Origin of the sequence: Lysinibacillus sp. FSL K6-0057, from assembly GCF_038630885.1 — a bacterium.
GTDB lineage: Bacteria > Bacillota > Bacilli > Bacillales_A > Planococcaceae > Lysinibacillus > Lysinibacillus fusiformis_F.
In genome coordinates, this window is the sequence record NZ_CP152047.1 from 2,525,567 (window position 1) to 2,540,789 (window position 15,223).

Annotated in this window: 13 protein-coding genes and 2 riboswitches; of the genes, 9 read left to right on the forward strand and 4 right to left on the reverse strand. The window is 37.2% G+C overall.

What is annotated here, in order from left to right; genetic code table 11:
• Positions 1 to 2: 2 nt before the first annotated feature.
• Positions 3 to 620, reverse strand: coding sequence for an FMN-binding negative transcriptional regulator (locus tag MHB40_RS12355; protein WP_342534737.1), 618 nt, complete (start codon positions 618 to 620; stop codon positions 3 to 5).
• 167 nt (positions 621 to 787) lie between these two features.
• On the opposite strand from MHB40_RS12355, the gene MHB40_RS12360 reads away from it, so the two are divergent.
• Positions 788 to 2,203, forward strand: a complete 1,416-nt coding sequence (locus MHB40_RS12360; RefSeq protein WP_342534738.1) for a PLP-dependent aminotransferase family protein — start codon at positions 788 to 790, stop codon at positions 2,201 to 2,203.
• 68 nt (positions 2,204 to 2,271) lie between these two features.
• Positions 2,272 to 2,700, forward strand: coding sequence for a DUF2935 domain-containing protein (locus tag MHB40_RS12365; protein ID WP_205443544.1), 429 nt, complete (start codon positions 2,272 to 2,274; stop codon positions 2,698 to 2,700).
• An 83-nt stretch (positions 2,701 to 2,783) separates the two neighbouring features.
• On the opposite strand, the gene MHB40_RS12370 is transcribed toward MHB40_RS12365, so the two are convergent.
• Complete coding sequence (locus tag MHB40_RS12370) at positions 2,784 to 3,149, reverse strand: hypothetical protein (RefSeq protein WP_342440510.1); 366 nt, start codon at positions 3,147 to 3,149, stop codon at positions 2,784 to 2,786.
• An 805-nt stretch (positions 3,150 to 3,954) separates the two neighbouring features.
• On the opposite strand from MHB40_RS12370, the gene MHB40_RS12375 reads away from it, so the two are divergent.
• Positions 3,955 to 4,107 carry a hypothetical protein gene (locus tag MHB40_RS12375; RefSeq protein ID WP_342440511.1) on the forward strand — a complete coding sequence of 51 codons (153 nt, stop codon included), beginning with the start codon at positions 3,955 to 3,957 and terminating at the stop codon, positions 4,105 to 4,107.
• The gene (locus MHB40_RS12380; RefSeq protein ID WP_342440512.1) at positions 4,104 to 5,210 is read left to right on the forward strand and encodes a response regulator; all 1,107 of its coding nucleotides are present in this window, start codon (positions 4,104 to 4,106) and stop codon (positions 5,208 to 5,210) included. Before MHB40_RS12375 ends, MHB40_RS12380 begins: the two co-directional genes overlap by 4 nt.
• An 82-nt stretch (positions 5,211 to 5,292) precedes the next feature.
• Here MHB40_RS12380 and MHB40_RS12385 read toward each other — a convergent pair whose 3' ends face one another.
• Positions 5,293 to 6,033, reverse strand: a complete 741-nt coding sequence (locus tag MHB40_RS12385; RefSeq protein WP_342532398.1) for a DUF3888 domain-containing protein — start codon at positions 6,031 to 6,033, stop codon at positions 5,293 to 5,295.
• Positions 6,034 to 6,123: 90 nt separating this feature from the next.
• On the opposite strand from MHB40_RS12385, the gene MHB40_RS12390 reads away from it, so the two are divergent.
• Positions 6,124 to 6,543, forward strand: coding sequence for a hypothetical protein (locus MHB40_RS12390; RefSeq protein ID WP_342532399.1), 420 nt, complete (start codon positions 6,124 to 6,126; stop codon positions 6,541 to 6,543).
• A gap of 35 nt (positions 6,544 to 6,578) precedes the next feature.
• On the opposite strand, the gene MHB40_RS12395 is transcribed toward MHB40_RS12390, so the two are convergent.
• Entirely contained in the window at positions 6,579 to 8,057 is a 1,479-nt protein-coding gene (locus MHB40_RS12395; RefSeq protein ID WP_342532400.1) for an Lsa family ABC-F type ribosomal protection protein, read from the reverse strand.
• Between the two features lie 563 nt (positions 8,058 to 8,620).
• Positions 8,621 to 8,801: riboswitch (cobalamin riboswitch) on the forward strand.
• Between the two features lie 171 nt (positions 8,802 to 8,972).
• On the opposite strand from MHB40_RS12395, the gene metE reads away from it, so the two are divergent.
• From metE to MHB40_RS12415, 4 genes are all read left to right on the forward strand, one after another.
• Complete coding sequence (gene metE, locus MHB40_RS12400; RefSeq protein WP_342532401.1) at positions 8,973 to 11,270, forward strand: 5-methyltetrahydropteroyltriglutamate--homocysteine S-methyltransferase; 2,298 nt, start codon at positions 8,973 to 8,975, stop codon at positions 11,268 to 11,270.
• A 154-nt stretch (positions 11,271 to 11,424) separates the two neighbouring features.
• Positions 11,425 to 11,618, forward strand: a riboswitch (cobalamin riboswitch).
• Positions 11,619 to 11,766: 148 nt separating this feature from the next.
• A complete protein-coding gene (gene nikA, locus MHB40_RS12405; RefSeq protein ID WP_342532402.1) occupies positions 11,767 to 13,383 on the forward strand; it encodes a nickel ABC transporter substrate-binding protein in 1,617 nt (538 codons plus the stop codon).
• A gap of 71 nt (positions 13,384 to 13,454) precedes the next feature.
• On the forward strand, positions 13,455 to 14,408 hold the full coding sequence (gene nikB / locus MHB40_RS12410; RefSeq protein ID WP_342440518.1) for a nickel ABC transporter permease: 954 nt from the start codon (positions 13,455 to 13,457) through the stop codon (positions 14,406 to 14,408).
• Between the two features lie 2 nt (positions 14,409 to 14,410).
• Positions 14,411 to 15,220: an ABC transporter permease subunit gene (locus MHB40_RS12415; RefSeq protein ID WP_342440519.1), complete on the forward strand. Its 810-nt coding sequence runs from the start codon at positions 14,411 to 14,413 to the stop codon at positions 15,218 to 15,220.
• The last annotated feature ends 3 nt before the right edge of the window (positions 15,221 to 15,223 follow it).

The window sequence follows — 15,223 nt, forward strand, 5'->3', positions numbered from 1 at the left end:
TTTTAATTGCTTCTATTTTTCTTCATGGCCGCAGCCACCGCATCAGCATGTGGATCTTCCTCTTTATAGAGCTCATTTATAATATTGGCGTAATCACTCGCATTACGATTTTGACTTAATTTATAGGCAGCTTGCACTTCTTCTACCTTTATTTTAAACCCTTTTATTCCTTTCATTTCTTGCTGCAGAAGTTCCGGAGATAGTTTATCCCACAAGACAGGATTTTCACGGAATGACTCATATTTTTCAAGTAAGCTAGACAAATCTTGTTCTAAGTCTTTTCCTTCCATGATACTTGCTTTTCCATAAACATGGACAGCTTGATAATTCCAGGTTGGCACATTTTCATGCTCATACCAAGAGGAAGAGATATAGGCATGTGGACCATTAAATATCACCAGAATGTCATGCACCTCCTCAAAGGTCTTCCATAATGGGTTGCCATAGGCTAAGTGACCTGTCAGATAATAGTCATCCTCGATTTTTTTCAGGAGTACGGGAATATGAGCTGCTATTGGCTTACCTTTTCTAATTGAAACAATTGTTGCAAAGGCATTATGCTGAATAAATTCTTTGATTTCTTCTAAATCCGTTACTTTGTAATACTTAGGAACATACATGGAAATCTCTCCTTATACATAAAATCATCGCGAGTTTTTGGAATAAACAAATAATTGTGTGTGGACGTCTTTACATTTTCTACTCAACAATGTAGATTTTATTATAATCAATTACTGGCACCTCTTAAAAGTGCCAATAACGCTATTTCTAAAGGAGCCAAGAAACCATGCTCGAAATGACACCAAACCTGAATAGTGAAGAACCGCTTTATCTTCAATTATATAACTATATAAAAGCTGAAATCCAAAATGGCAATATCTCCGCTCAAAGCAAATTGCCGTCTCAGCGTAGTCTAGCTCAACATTTACAGATTAGTCGCAACACGGTAGATGCAGCTTACCAACAGCTCCTTGCAGAGGGCTATGTGGTTAGTAAAGAACGAGAGGGACTATTTGTGGTCGATCTTGAAAAAGGTTATTTCCAAGCAAACTCCCATCATTTTGAACCTCAATTAACAACTCAGCACAAACAAGAACGACTAGCTATTAAGTACGATTTTAATTATGGGGATATTAATTTAAAAGATTTTCCCTTTAAAATATGGCGTAAATTAACGATGCAAAGCCTTGATGAAGAACAGGCTCAGCTGCTTTTATACGGAGATCCACAGGGCGAGCTTGAATTAAGGAATTATATGGCAACTTATCTTTATGAAGCTAGAGGGGTGCAATGCAGTGCAGACCAAATTGTTATTGGGGCAGGCCTGCAGTTTCTTATGGGCATCGTATGTAACTTAATTGGGCGAAATGAGCTTTTTGCTATGGAAGATCCAGGTTATTATCGCGTTCGCCATTTTTTTAAAGATAATGCTATAAAGGTGAAACCAATCTCTCTTGACAATCACGGGATTCATATCGACCAATTAAGGAAAAACAAAATAAAGGCTGTTTATGTCACACCCTCCCATCAATTTCCCCTTGGAACGGTTATGCCTATCTCAAGAAGATTAGCATTACTAGAGTGGGCAAAGGAAGAAAATGCTTATATCATCGAGGATGATTATGATGGGGAATTTCGATATGCTGGAAAACCGATACCTGCTCTACAAGGATTAGATTCAAATGATCGGGTCATCTATATGGGCACCTTTTCAAAATCTTTGATTCCCTCTATCAAACTAAGCTACATGATATTACCAAGAAAATTAATCAATATATTTCATTACAACAATTACTATGTTCAAACTGTGTCGAGACTCCATCAGCATACGTTACAACTATTTATGGAGAGTGGGCATTGGGAGAGACACTTAAATAAAACACGCAATAGCTATAAGCGAAGATATGAGGCTTTACTTAAGGCCATTCATCAAACTTTTGGGGAAAATGTGAAAATATATGGGGCTAGCAGTGGCTTACATATTTTACTAGAACCAAATAATAAGATGTCTGAAGAGGAATTGATTGATACAGCAGAAATAGCTGGCGTTAAGGTCTACCCAACATCCATTTTTTATGCAAACCCCTCGATCTTACAGCCTGCAAAGGTATTACTTGGATTTGCTAACCTAGCGGAAGATGAGATTGACACGGGCATTAAGCTATTAAACAATGCTTGGTTTGATAGGTGTCATATGTTGTGAATCTTTCAAAGTTCTATTTCCACATTTCTTGTATATACATAGTAGAGATAGGTGGGAGGGGGATTTTCATGCAATTTTATTATGGCAATCAAATGCCATTACGTGTATTAGATGAAGCTGAATTTTGGAAGCATCAAGAAGAGGAGCATACAGTAGTAATAAGAGAGCTTGTAAAAGATTTGGAGCAGCCATATGTCGATGCGTTAAAGGAATGGGAAAAAGCTTTCGCTCAAACACATCAGCAAGTTGTAAGATATATAGAAACAGTCAATCGTTCACAGGGACAAGTTTCCCCAGCCCTGTTTCAGGATATTTTACAGCTAACTTCCTTCTGTCTACAACAGAGTGATCAATTTATCCAGTTTTGTCGAACTCTAATGGAAGAAAGTCAACCGATAAGCGCCAATCCGACAGCTAAAGTTGTATTAAATCATATCATTGTAGAATCCGAATATTTTATCGGAATTGCTCAAACCATTTTATACCAACAGAAATAATAGGTTTTAGCGTGAGAAAAATGGAGTTTGGAGAAAGGACACTTGCCACACTCCATTTTTAGTTCGCTAGTTCCATCACCATATTAACTATTCGGAATTTTCTCTTTATACTTAAAGGAAAGGAGACTTAAAGAATAATTCTTCAGTGTATCTGTGTTAACAAAGTCATTTAGAATACTTTCAATTGAACTACAATGTTGATTGATTAAATTAATTTCTTCTATATAAATTGAATCAATCAAAACTTCTCTTAATGTTTTAAATACTACTTTTTGCTCATTAAATAAATAAACCAATTCAAATCTAGCGTTCACTATTAAGGTGGTAATCTCAGGGAAAACAATTCGATCCTTTAATACTTCAAGAATGGAATCCACGGATTTTACTCCTTCAATAGCCTGTATAGATGAAAAAACACCATTTAATAGCTCTTCAAAATCAACCTTCATTCATTTAAATCCTCCATCAATCTTAAATCCTTTCTGATAATAACATTTTTTTAGAAAAATTTTAATGATTAATATTTTCCTTCAATAATGTGGAAGGACTGTTTAGTACTAATAAAAATTTCTAGATACCTCTTGAAATTAATTTTTCAAAATAATAACAAACTAAAACTCCTATAAGGCGTTATGATTCTTTGTTCAGATTTTGTTCAAACTTAATATGCTACTATCTCAAAGGGTGAACAATATGATGTAAAGATTCATCTGAATGGGAGCTTGGTAATGAAAAAATATGATTATTGTAATTATAGCCATGCTATTAGTGATAGTTTTTCATTCAATAACCAGCCACAAATCATACATAAAAGAGGTTTTAAAAGTTACCAGAAAATTCGTGCTATGCTCCCCATTAGGTAGACAGATTAAGAAATAAAATCTGTTTATCTAATGGGCGTTTTTATGTGGCAAAGCAAGTATCCAATCGAACTAAAACTACAAGTCCTTCAATTGTTTGAAGAAGGTCACTATCCTATCCTCGAATTGTGTGAAAGGTTTTCATTCAATCTTCAAACTTTTTATAGCTGAAATATGAGGCTGGTGGATGTGGAGGATAAAAGAAGCTACTTCATGAAAATTCTTTTCAAAAAGGTGAAATTAGTAGTTGTTGAAGACTATATTCAGGAAAATTATTCAAAGATGAGTGTTGATGAATATGAAATTAGCAGTACTTCCGTTTGAAAAAAAGTAGGTAAAAAAGTATACTATTCATAGTGGATGAAAAGATTCAGGTAAAAGGATGCGTTCAACTATGACGGATGGGAATGAAGAAAGTACAAGAATCGGCTTTATGAATCAATTAAAGAAATTTAAATTAATAATAAATGCTAGTTTACGAATATACAGCGAAGAAGGAAAGGGAACAACAATTGTCGTTTTATTACCAGAGGGTGGTGGCACATGAATATAATGATCGTTGATGATGAAAAATTAGCCATTGATATTTTAACGATCATGGTTAAACAACTTACTCAATTTCAGATTAACATTAAGGGGACATTTACAAATTCAACTGAAGCCCTCCATTTTCTTGAAAAAGAAAAGATTGATGTAGTGTTTTTAGATATTGAAATGATTGACACACACGGTATGCAACTTGCGAAGCAACTACTACACAAGCAACCATCCTTACAAATCATTTTTGTGACGGCTCATACCCAATTTGCAGTGGAGGCCTTTGAAGTAGAGGCAACAGATTATTTATTAAAGCCTGTACATGAAAAACGACTTATTATAGCGTTAACAAAAGCACAGAAAAAAATGGTCGTTACGGCGGCACCAAGGAAAGAGCAGGAAAACTCATTATATGCGCATACTTTAGGCAGTTTTTATTTATTGGATGTTCAACATAATGTGATGAAATGGCGTACAAGAAAAGTACGTGAACTTTTTTTATATTTATTATTTCACCAAAAAAGGCCCATGTTAAATGCCGTCCTTTTAGAGGAATTGTGGCCAGATTTGAACTTTGAAAAGGCAGCAAGTAACTTACATACAACTATTTATCATTTAAGAAAGATATTAAAGGACAATGGCTTACAGGATCCCATCCTATTAGTCAATAATCATTATAAATTAAATGCAGTCATTAAAACGGATTATGACGAGCTCAATCAATTATTAGAGCAGGATCAACATGATGAGAAATCCATTCAGCAGTTATTGAATTGCTATGAAGGGGATTTTTTAGTGGATGAAGAGTATTTATGGGTTAATCAAATCAGGCTTCGCTTAAAGCAAGCTGTCTTACATGTGCTTGAACAGTATACTGCTCGTACAAACGCTGACCATGCTCTATTAAAATATAATTGCTTACAAAAGCTATTAGAGCTTGATGAATACAATGAACATTATATGTTTCAATTGTTGGAATTCTTAATTCAGCAAAATAGGAAACAGGAATGTTTAAAATTCTATAAAACTATAGAGGCTAAATTAGCTGAAATTGATCTCTCTGTGCCAGAAAAGATTAATAGAACATATAACGATTACTTACTCAATCTATAATGGATGAAAGATCCGTTATACAAACAATTTGAAATAAAAGAGGCAAGCGAAAAGGATTGGGAAAAATTAAATTCCCAATCCTTTACATATACCAAGGCAACAAATCCTCCATCTTCTTACCTGGCTTACTTGCTTTATCTGTTACGATCCATGTGCCATCTTTCTTTTGCAGTTCATATTTTACATTTGTTCCATCCGCCCTTTTAAAAAGCATATAGCCTGTATTACCTTTGATAAAGGTGACAGGGTCTATGACATTTTTGTAGGGTATCTTTCGCTCAGGAAATAAAATATTGGTGGCTATTTCCTCTGCAATTGCAGCAAGGGGTTTCATGTCATTATTGATTTCAGCTTGGTATTGCAATTGATCGTATCTATAGGAAATATACGATGACAAGTCCAGATTAAAGCTTTGCTGTATATCTGAAAGTGTTGCGCGATAGAATGCATCTATTGCTTTTTCTACATCATCCGCCTCATGTTTATAGCGAAGTGTGCTGACACCCGTTGGACTGACTTCAAACGTAATGATTTCCTTACTATTGGGTGGGGAATGTGCATGTTCAAAGGTGGTGACTTCAAGGTTAACTTTAAAGCCAAATTGACTTTCTCTGACAATCTTTAAAATTTTCACATCATATAAGCCATACTGCTTAGGATAGCCGTAGTAATGATCAATTTCCTTTTCTATATAAGGATTAAGGATTGTGATCAATGTGTCAGCAATCAGTTTCTCATCAGTTTGTTCACTTTGTGCATACATCTTACTGGGCAGCATCAAAATAGTTAAGATAGCCATTAAAACATAAGTGATTTTTTTCATGGAATAGGAGCCTTTCTGTAGGATGATACTTTATAGGATGCGCCAATCACAGTAAATTATCGAGCATTTTTACGAAAGGGAGGGGATACGTTGCAGAAAATTATGATGCCCTTTATATGTATGCTTTTGTTATTTCCAACAGCTTCTTTGGCGTCAGAACCTGAAGGCTTAGTATGTCCCAATCCAGATGTATTGATGAAAACCATGGAGAAAGACAAAGATGAGCTTATTCAATCATTGGCTGACATCATTCCAAGAGTATATGGCTCAAGCCCTGAGTATCAGGAGTGGCAAATTGAGGTGATAAAGCCTATGCCATTATTAACTGGCATGGAGGAGAATTACTATAAAATGGCGATGAACTTCTGTGGAGAAAATGTGGCGAATCACTCCTGGTTTGTTCGACTAAGGTTTCCAAGATTACTCCCAGCGCAAAGTGCATCTCTTGGGGAGCTATATATTGTGAAAGAAACAAATAATAAATGGGTCCCTTGGTTCCAATATCATTAAAAAAGAAGAATCCATAAATTGGATTCTTCTCTTCACTACAAAGCTATCGTTTTCGTTGCCACGGCTTGTTGAAATGCCTGATCATGCTCAACTATCACCATTGTGAGATGAGCGCTTTGAATAAGCTCTTCAATCTGCATACGTGAATAGATATCAATAAAATTGAGTGGTTCATCCCAAATATATAAATGAGCTTTCTCACACAAGCTTTTAGCAATCAGCAGTTTTTTCTTTTGCCCACCAGAATAATGAGAGATGTCTTTCTCAAATTGAATTCGCTCAAAATCCATCTTGCGCAGGATTGATTTAAATAACGTCTCATCAATACCATGCTCTTCAATAAATGCCGATAATAACCCCTTCAAATGGGATGTATCCTGTTGAACATAGGAAATGACCAGACCTGAAGCTAATTTAATGGCGCCTGTATGTTGGATGGGCTTGCCTAGAATAAGTTTTAGAATACTACTTTTTCCGCTTCCATTTTTGCCATCTATAACAATGCGATCACCTTGTGCCACTTGAAAGCTAATGGGCTTATTCACGATATGGTCATCGTATTGAATCGATACATCCGTGACAACAACCATTTCTTTTGATGGACATGCCAATGGCTCTACTTTCAATGACTCGGTTTTTTCAACATTTTTTAGCAGTTTTGATTTTTCCTCAATAGCTCTTTGTTGTCTGGATTCCAGGTTCTTTGCTCGTTTCATCATCTTGGCTGCTTTATGTCCAACAAAGCCTTTGTCCAGCTTGGAACCTGAATTGGTTGTCCCGTTTTTGGAGGCTTCCACTTGATTAGACCAACCTACCGAACGCTTTGAGGACTGTTTTAATCGGTCGATATCTTTTTGCAGTCGTTGATTGGTTGCTTCTTCATGTTCCTGCTGTCGATCAAAATTGAGCTTCCAAGATGAGTAATTACCACTTTGAACATCAATATTGGCTCTATTGATCGATAAAATATGGTCAACGCAGCCATCTAAAAAGCCTCTGTCATGCGAAATTAAAATAAATCCTTTTTTCCTACGAAGATAATCTGAGACCGTCTTTCGTGCATCCGTATCGAGATGATTGGTAGGTTCATCAATTAATAAAAATTGACCCTCTGTCAAAAATAACGCCGCAAGCAACACCTTTGTTTGCTCACCGTTGGATAATGTTTTAAAAGGACGATACATAACCTCCGCATCTACATGTAGATAAGCTATTTCACGTAAACATTCCCAATCCTCTGCCTGAGGGCAAATTTCTTCAAAAATTTCGTGTGTATATTTATTTGGATCCGAAACGGGGTAGGGGAAATAAGTAAAGTCTACGGAAGAGATGATTTTTCCGCTATACTCATAATTGCCTAATAGCAACTGAAAGAATGTTGTTTTACCTCGTCCGTTTCTCCCGATAAATCCAAGTTTCCAATCGGTATCGATTTGGAAGTTTACCCCTTCAAAAATATTGTCAAAGCTACTTGGATAAGAAAAAGTTAGGTTTTGTACTTGTATCATGGACATGATAATTCCTCCTTTGTATTGCAATAGTTTTCCTTTTCATACAAAGTCGGTCTACCCATCTATGCTCCATTGCTCCGTATAAGTAGATGGATATTAACGACTTATACGGAGTATTACATGCGTCACAATAGTATCTGAATCGCTCATATTATCTCTCTCCTTTACGAGTAGATGAAAGGTACAGATTCAACGATGAGAGCAAGAAAAAAATCCCTCCAATCGTGCATTGGAAGGATTAGTCTTTCACTGAATAAAGTCGATTTGCCACTCGTATCATGACAAATAAAATGCAAACTGATTGTTAAAAATGGATAGACTAACCCTATATTTTGGTTTGAAATCATTCAATTCAAATAAAAATATAGTTTAGTTCATCATCGTCCATTCATCAGTCCTCTCATAATTGTCTATTTATAGTAACAAATTTTTTAACAGAATACAATGTAGCCTTATCTTAGCGGAGATATTTAATAATTCCTAGAATATTTATAGAAATAATTTATATAATTGTTTAAAAATAATTTCTACTATTCTGAAATGTATGCTATAGTAGGAGCATAATTGAATAATGTGTAAGACTTGGTGCCAAATGAAAGTTTGGCTTAAAAGGGAAGTCGGTGCAAATCCGACGCTGTCCCGCAACTGTAATTCGGAGCAAATCACAAATGCCACTGGGGAAACTGGGAAGGCTGTGAGGCGTGTTGATGAAAAGCCAGGAGACCTGCCAATTTCTAGTACACACCAAATACCTACGTGGAAATAGGTGGTGAAAAGTGACCAAATAGGCACTGTGCGATAATGTTTATGCAAAAGTAGATACTTTTTCGTATTGTTTTAGCATTCATAATTTTAACATGCAGCCATTTTCCAAATAGGAGAATGGCTTTTTATTTTTTCTAAAAAGGAGATTAAAACATGACCTATACAAGCACACTCATTGGTTACCCTTATATAGGGGAAGATCGCGAATGGAAAAAAGCATTAGAATTATTTTGGCGTAATGAACTTTCTGAAGAGGACTTTGAGGAAAGATTAAAGAAGATTCGTTTAGCTAGAATCGACAAGCAGCTACAATTGGGTATCGAAATGGTGACAGTTGGTGATTTTACGTATTACGATAGAATGTTAGATATGGCTTTGATGTTTGGTCTAGTACCAAAACGCTTTAACTGGCAAGGTGGTAAAGTCGATTTACATACCTACTACAGTGTAGCAAGAGGGAATAAAACAGCCGTAGCGAGTGAAATGACAAAATGGTTTAATACCAATTATCACTATATTGTTCCTGAGTATGAGGGACAAACCTTACAACTAACAGAAAATAAAGTGTTAGCTGACTTTTTAGAGACGAAAGAAGCATTCGGGATCATCACGAAGCCGACATTGATTGGTCCCTATACATTTTGCAAGTTAACAAAAGGCTACAACAAATTAACACAGGTTGAATACTTATTAGCCTTATTACCGCTCTATACGCAGGTATTAAAAGAGTTAGTGGATGCAGGTGCCACTTGGATTCAGCTAGAAGAGCCATCCCTTGTTACAACTCTTGATCCAGCAGAGATAAAGCTGGTGCAAGAAATTTACGACCAGTTAGCCGTTGCCGTTCCAGGGGCTAAGATTATGCTACAGACTTATTTTGAAGCATTATGTGCCTATGAAACATTGATTACGCTGCCTGTTCAAGGTTTTGGCCTAGACTTTGTTCATGGCTATAAAGGGAATATGGAGTCACTGCGTCAATTTGGTTTCCCTCAGGACAAAGTATTGGCAATTGGGGTTGTAAATGGCCGTGATATTTGGCGTTCAAACCTTGCAGAGGTCAACGCAACGATTCAAGCCATTGAACAGCTAAGTCATGCCGAAGAGCTATGGATTCAACCATCAAGTAACCTACAGCACGTTCCAATCACAACCTCTCTTGAAAATGAACTTGACCCTGTTTTAAAGCAGGCTTTGGCCTTCGCAGATGAAAAAATCGTAGAAATCACGGGGCTGACTAAATTTAGACGAGATAAAGATGGTTCCTTACAACATAATTTTTCAGAAAGTATGAAGGCGATTGAGGCTCTAAAAAATCATCCAATCCGCCAAAACAAGTTGATTCATCAAGCTGTTCAAACTGTGACAACGCAAGATTTTGAACGACAAAGTGATTTTACGCAACGTCAAAATATGCAACAACAGGCCTTAGCGTTACCGCTATTTCCAACGACTACAATCGGTAGCTTCCCACAATCTGATGAGGTGAAAAGAAATCGTAATGCTTGGCGAAAGAAACAACTAGCAAATGAAGACTACGAGGCATTTATAGAAGAGGAAACTAAGCGCTGGATCACTATACAAGAGGACCTAGATATCGATGTACTCGTTCATGGTGAATTTGAGCGTACAGACATGGTAGAATATTTTGGTGAAAAACTGACTGGCTTTGCCTTTACAGAAAAAGCATGGGTCGTTTCATACGGGTCACGCTGTGTGAAGCCTCCGATCATTTATGGAGATGTTGCGTGGGCCTCACCCATTACCGTAAAAGAATCAGCCTATGCTCAAAGCCTAACAAAGCGATTTGTAAAAGGCATGCTGACAGGGCCTGTGACGATATTAAATTGGTCGTTTGTACGCGATGATCTTTCCCGTCAAGATGTCGCTTATCAAATTGCATTAGCACTTCGCAAAGAGGTGGAAGCACTAGAAAACGCAGGTATTTCGATTATTCAAGTGGATGAACCAGCACTAAGAGAAGGCTTACCGCTTCGAAAAGAAGAGTGGGGGGCTTACTTAGATTGGGCTGTCAATTCCTTCAAGCTTGCTACATCTAGTGTCAAAGATGAAACACAAATCCATACACATATGTGTTACTGCGAATTTAATGATTTCATCGAACCGATTAGCGCACTAGATGCAGATGTGATTTCCATTGAAACATCTCGAAGCCATGGGGAACTCATCACGTCACTACAAGTGCAACCCTATAAAAAAGGAATAGGTTTAGGTGTCTATGATATTCATAGCCCACGTGTACCAAGTGAGGAAGAAATGCTCACTATTATGAAAGATAGTTTACAGGTTCTTGATCGCCAACAATTTTGGGTGAATCCAGATTGTGGCTTAAAGACAAGAAAAGAAACCGAAACCGTTGCAGCTTTAGCCAATATGGTTGCTGCTACTAAAACATTGCGTCAAGCCGTACAACAATCTACATCAAGATAATGAAATGATTTATTTAATCTACTACATCTACTCTCCAAAAGATAACAAAGGCCAGGGTAAGTTACCTGGTCTTTTTATGTTGTTTGGAGAAATTTATTATATTCAGAAAATAAAATTGACGTGAACATGGGAGCATGTTATGTTTATTACTAATTTCATAGCAATCATTACAAGTTTGAATGAATTCGTCTTTCATTCAATTAAAAGGAAAATGGGTGAAAATCCCATGCTGTCCCGCAGCTGTAAATGAGGAGTTTTGTTTCAAATACCACTGAGTAAGTACTTGGGAAGGTGAAGCAAAATTATGATTCATGAGCCAGAATGCCTGCTTGTAAGAAGATTCATTGATGATCTACGAAAGATAGGGAGATGGATGGAGACTTGCTCATCGTGAGTTTTTCTGTCCTTATTCTTTTTTAGAATAAGGTTTTTTTATGCCCTCTCTTCTTTAACAAGTAGATTTATTTGCACTACGAATAGAGATAGGAGACAGAAAATGAGATTGACTAAGTATTTACTTCCTTTACTGCTTGTGCTGACGTTCAGTTTACTTGCTGGCTGTACAAGCACGGATGAAGAAAAGGGGAAGACAGCGACACCGCAAACAAATGAAAAAATGATAACAATTGGCTGGCCATTAGATGTCGGTCCATTGAATCCTCATACATATTTACCGAATCAAATGACTGCCCAAGCCATGGTCTATGAATCCTTGGTGGAATACAATGATGATGGCACGGTTACGCCAAAGCTAGCAGAAAGCTGGGACATCTCAGAGGACAAAACTTCGTATACTTTCCATTTAAGAAAAGATGTGAAGTATTCAGATGGAACTGCTTTTAATGCCGATAATGTCATTCGTAATTTTGATGCCGTATTAGCGAATCGAGACATGCATTCTTGGATGGGCATGGTCAACCATATGAAAGAGGTTGTAAAAGTAGATGATTTTACCATTCGTCTGCAATTGGATGAACCCTATTATCCTGTCTTAAACGAACTTGCCTTTGTCAGACCTTTCCGCTTTTTAGGGGATAACGGATTCCCAGAAGGCGATACGACGCAAGATTCTATCAAGGAACCGATCGGGACTGGTCCATGGGTGTTAACTGAATACAAAAAGGACGAATATGCATTATTTAGTCGCAATGAAAACTATTGGGGAGAAAAACCACTAGTAGAACAAATAAAAGTAAAAATTATCCCTGATTCAGAATCTATTTCATTAGCATTTGAAAACGAAGAATTAGATTTAATTTATGGTCGTGGCATTATTAGTTTAGATAACTATACGTATTTAAAAGACAGTGGGAAATATAAAACAGCTACCTCTGAGCCTTTGTCTACAAAAGCACTGCTGTTCAATACACAATCTGGCCCGTTAGCTGAATTAAAGGTGCGTCAAGCCATTCAATATGCTATTAATAAGGAGCAAATGGTAGACAGTATTACACATGGTACAGAAAAAGTGGCAAACACATTGTTCTGGGATGCAATTCCTTATGCCAATATAGATTTAGCGCCTATTTTATACAATCCAGAAAAAGCGCAACAATTGCTAGATGAGGCAGGGTGGACGTTACAGAATGGAGAAAAAATTCGTTCGAAAAACGGACAAGCATTATCATTAGATTTAATTTACATTGCATCCGATGCGATTCAAAAACCAATGGCAGAATTAATGCAAGGTGAATTAGCAAAAATTGGCGTACAGTTGAATTTAGAAGGTGCAGATGTGATGGTCGGTCTACAAAAATTGATGGATGACCAGGTAGATATTAATTTCTGGCGTACCAATGGACCGCCAACAGACCCTCATAGCTTTGCAAATGAATCAGCTACACCAAATGCTAGTGGTGTGTATGAGGCGAAATTAGGCTTACCAAACGCCAAAGAAATCGATACGAAAATCCACCAATTATTAATAGGCACGGATGAAGAGGAACGCGTGCAGCTTTATACGGATATTTTAACGATGTTCCATGACCAAGCACTATTCTATCCAATATCTTACGAAACAAATAATGTGATTTATCAACCATATCTAAAGGATTTTGCCCCACGTGCATCTGAATACGATATACCTTATGCACAAATGGCTACAGAAAAATAAAAGTGGAAGAGAGAGTATGTCTAGCAGAGACAGCTCTCTCTTTATCATAGGATTGAGTAGGAAGTGACAGCATGTATGAGTCGACATGGATGTTTTGTTTAAAAAGAATTTTGACATTGCCCTTTGTCTTATTAGGCGTTTCCATCCTAACCTTTGTATTTATTCGTTTCGTTCCAGTAGAGCCTGCTGAAGTCATACTACGTTTGGCAAGAGTTGCGCCAACAGAGGAAGCCATTCAGGCATTACGTGAAGAACTAGGGACGGACAAGTCGTTTCTTCTTCAATATTTACTATGGGGAAAAGGCGTATTACAGCTGGATTTTGGAACATCTTTTGTTAGTAAATTACCCGTGGCACATGAGCTATTTGCGAAATTACCCGCAACCATTGAATTAGCGATTGCTGCGTTTGTCCTCATTTTAGGGCTAAGTATCCCATTCGGGGTGATAAGCGCATTGTATAAGCACACCATCATCGATAAAATCATTCGATTCTTTACCATCCTGAGTGTGTCGATTCCAACCTTTTGGCTAGGTTTCCTACTACTCTATTTATTTAGCTTGAAATTAGGATTCTTTCCGACAAATGGGAAGGGCACACTATCTCATTTAGTTTTACCCGCATTCACACTGGCTTTACCAACAATTGGCTTGTTCGTTCAATTTATCCGTTCAACCATCCTAGAAGAATTACAGCAGCAATATGTTCAATATGCACAGTTAAGAGGATTAAAAAGCTCTGTGATTCTTATCCGTCATGTGTTGCGAAATGCTGCTATTCCATTGACATCCCTGTTAGGCATGACCCTCGGGAATCTACTAGGTGGAGCCGTCATTGTGGAGCAGGTTTTTAGCTGGCCAGGACTCGGCAGGTACTTAATCGAATCCATTATGAACAGGGATTACCCAGTTGTACAATGCTATGTATTAATTATCGCTGTTATCTATGTGCTTGCCAATTTATGCACAGATATATTGCATCGTTTATTGGACCCTCATCTAATGATGAAGGGCAGGAGAGATTAAAAATGAACTTCGTACGAACAAAAAGTAGCAATTTGACAGGATTCATTAGTCTATCGCTCCTTGTTATCATTGGCTTGTCGGGGCTATTTGCGCCAATTTTAATGCCACATGATCCTTTAGCTGTCGATATAGCTAAGAAATTTTCGGTTCCATCTTGGGACTATCCATTAGGTACAGATCATTTAGGAAGGTGTATCTTGTCACGCCTCCTTTTAGGTATTCGTTATTCATTAGGATCAGCGCTCGTCATTCAGCTAGTTGCCATTGTTTTAGCTATCCTACTAGGTGCTTTTGTAGCGTTGAAAAGGGGCTTAATCGATTTTCTTTTTATTCGACTATGTGATATTTTATTAGCCTTTCCAACACTGGTACTTGCATTTGGGCTATTAGGTATATTAGGCCCTAGCTTAAAAAATGTTATAATAGCACTCATTTTTACACAGCTTATTTATTATGCAAGAATGGTCCGAAGTTTGTGTATCGGCATGAATGAGAAAGACTTTGTTCAAGCTGCAAGGATTTCAGGCACTACAGGTATCCAATTAATTAGACGCCATTATATACCCAATATACTGCCATCTATTGTCACGATTGTTGCATTAGATATCGGGAAGGTGATTTTAGAAATTGCGGGCTTTTCCTTTATCGGACTTGGCGTGCAGGCACCGATTCCAGAATGGGGCATGATGATCAATGAAGGAAAGCAATACATGCGGCAGCATCCTGAATTAATGCTTTATCCTGGACTTGCCATCATCCTTGTTGTGTTATTGTTTAATCAGTTAGCAAATCGTTTAAAAAAGCTTGACTAGTAA

Coding starts and splice junctions, on each gene's coding strand:
- MHB40_RS12355 (WP_342534737.1), bottom strand. CDS start 620: ATGTATGTTCCTAAGTATTACAAAGTAACGGATTTAGAAGAAATCAAA.
- MHB40_RS12360 (WP_342534738.1), top strand. CDS start 788: ATGCTCGAAATGACACCAAACCTGAATAGTGAAGAACCGCTTTATCTT.
- MHB40_RS12365 (WP_205443544.1), top strand. CDS start 2,272: ATGCAATTTTATTATGGCAATCAAATGCCATTACGTGTATTAGATGAA.
- MHB40_RS12370 (WP_342440510.1), bottom strand. CDS start 3,149: ATGAAGGTTGATTTTGAAGAGCTATTAAATGGTGTTTTTTCATCTATA.
- MHB40_RS12375 (WP_342440511.1), top strand. CDS start 3,955: ATGACGGATGGGAATGAAGAAAGTACAAGAATCGGCTTTATGAATCAA.
- MHB40_RS12380 (WP_342440512.1), top strand. CDS start 4,104: ATGAATATAATGATCGTTGATGATGAAAAATTAGCCATTGATATTTTA.
- MHB40_RS12385 (WP_342532398.1), bottom strand. CDS start 6,033: ATGAAAAAAATCACTTATGTTTTAATGGCTATCTTAACTATTTTGATG.
- MHB40_RS12395 (WP_342532400.1), bottom strand. CDS start 8,057: ATGTCCATGATACAAGTACAAAACCTAACTTTTTCTTATCCAAGTAGC.
- metE (WP_342532401.1), top strand. CDS start 8,973: ATGACCTATACAAGCACACTCATTGGTTACCCTTATATAGGGGAAGAT.
- nikA (WP_342532402.1), top strand. CDS start 11,767: ATGAGATTGACTAAGTATTTACTTCCTTTACTGCTTGTGCTGACGTTC.
- nikB (WP_342440518.1), top strand. CDS start 13,455: ATGTATGAGTCGACATGGATGTTTTGTTTAAAAAGAATTTTGACATTG.
- MHB40_RS12415 (WP_342440519.1), top strand. CDS start 14,411: ATGAACTTCGTACGAACAAAAAGTAGCAATTTGACAGGATTCATTAGT.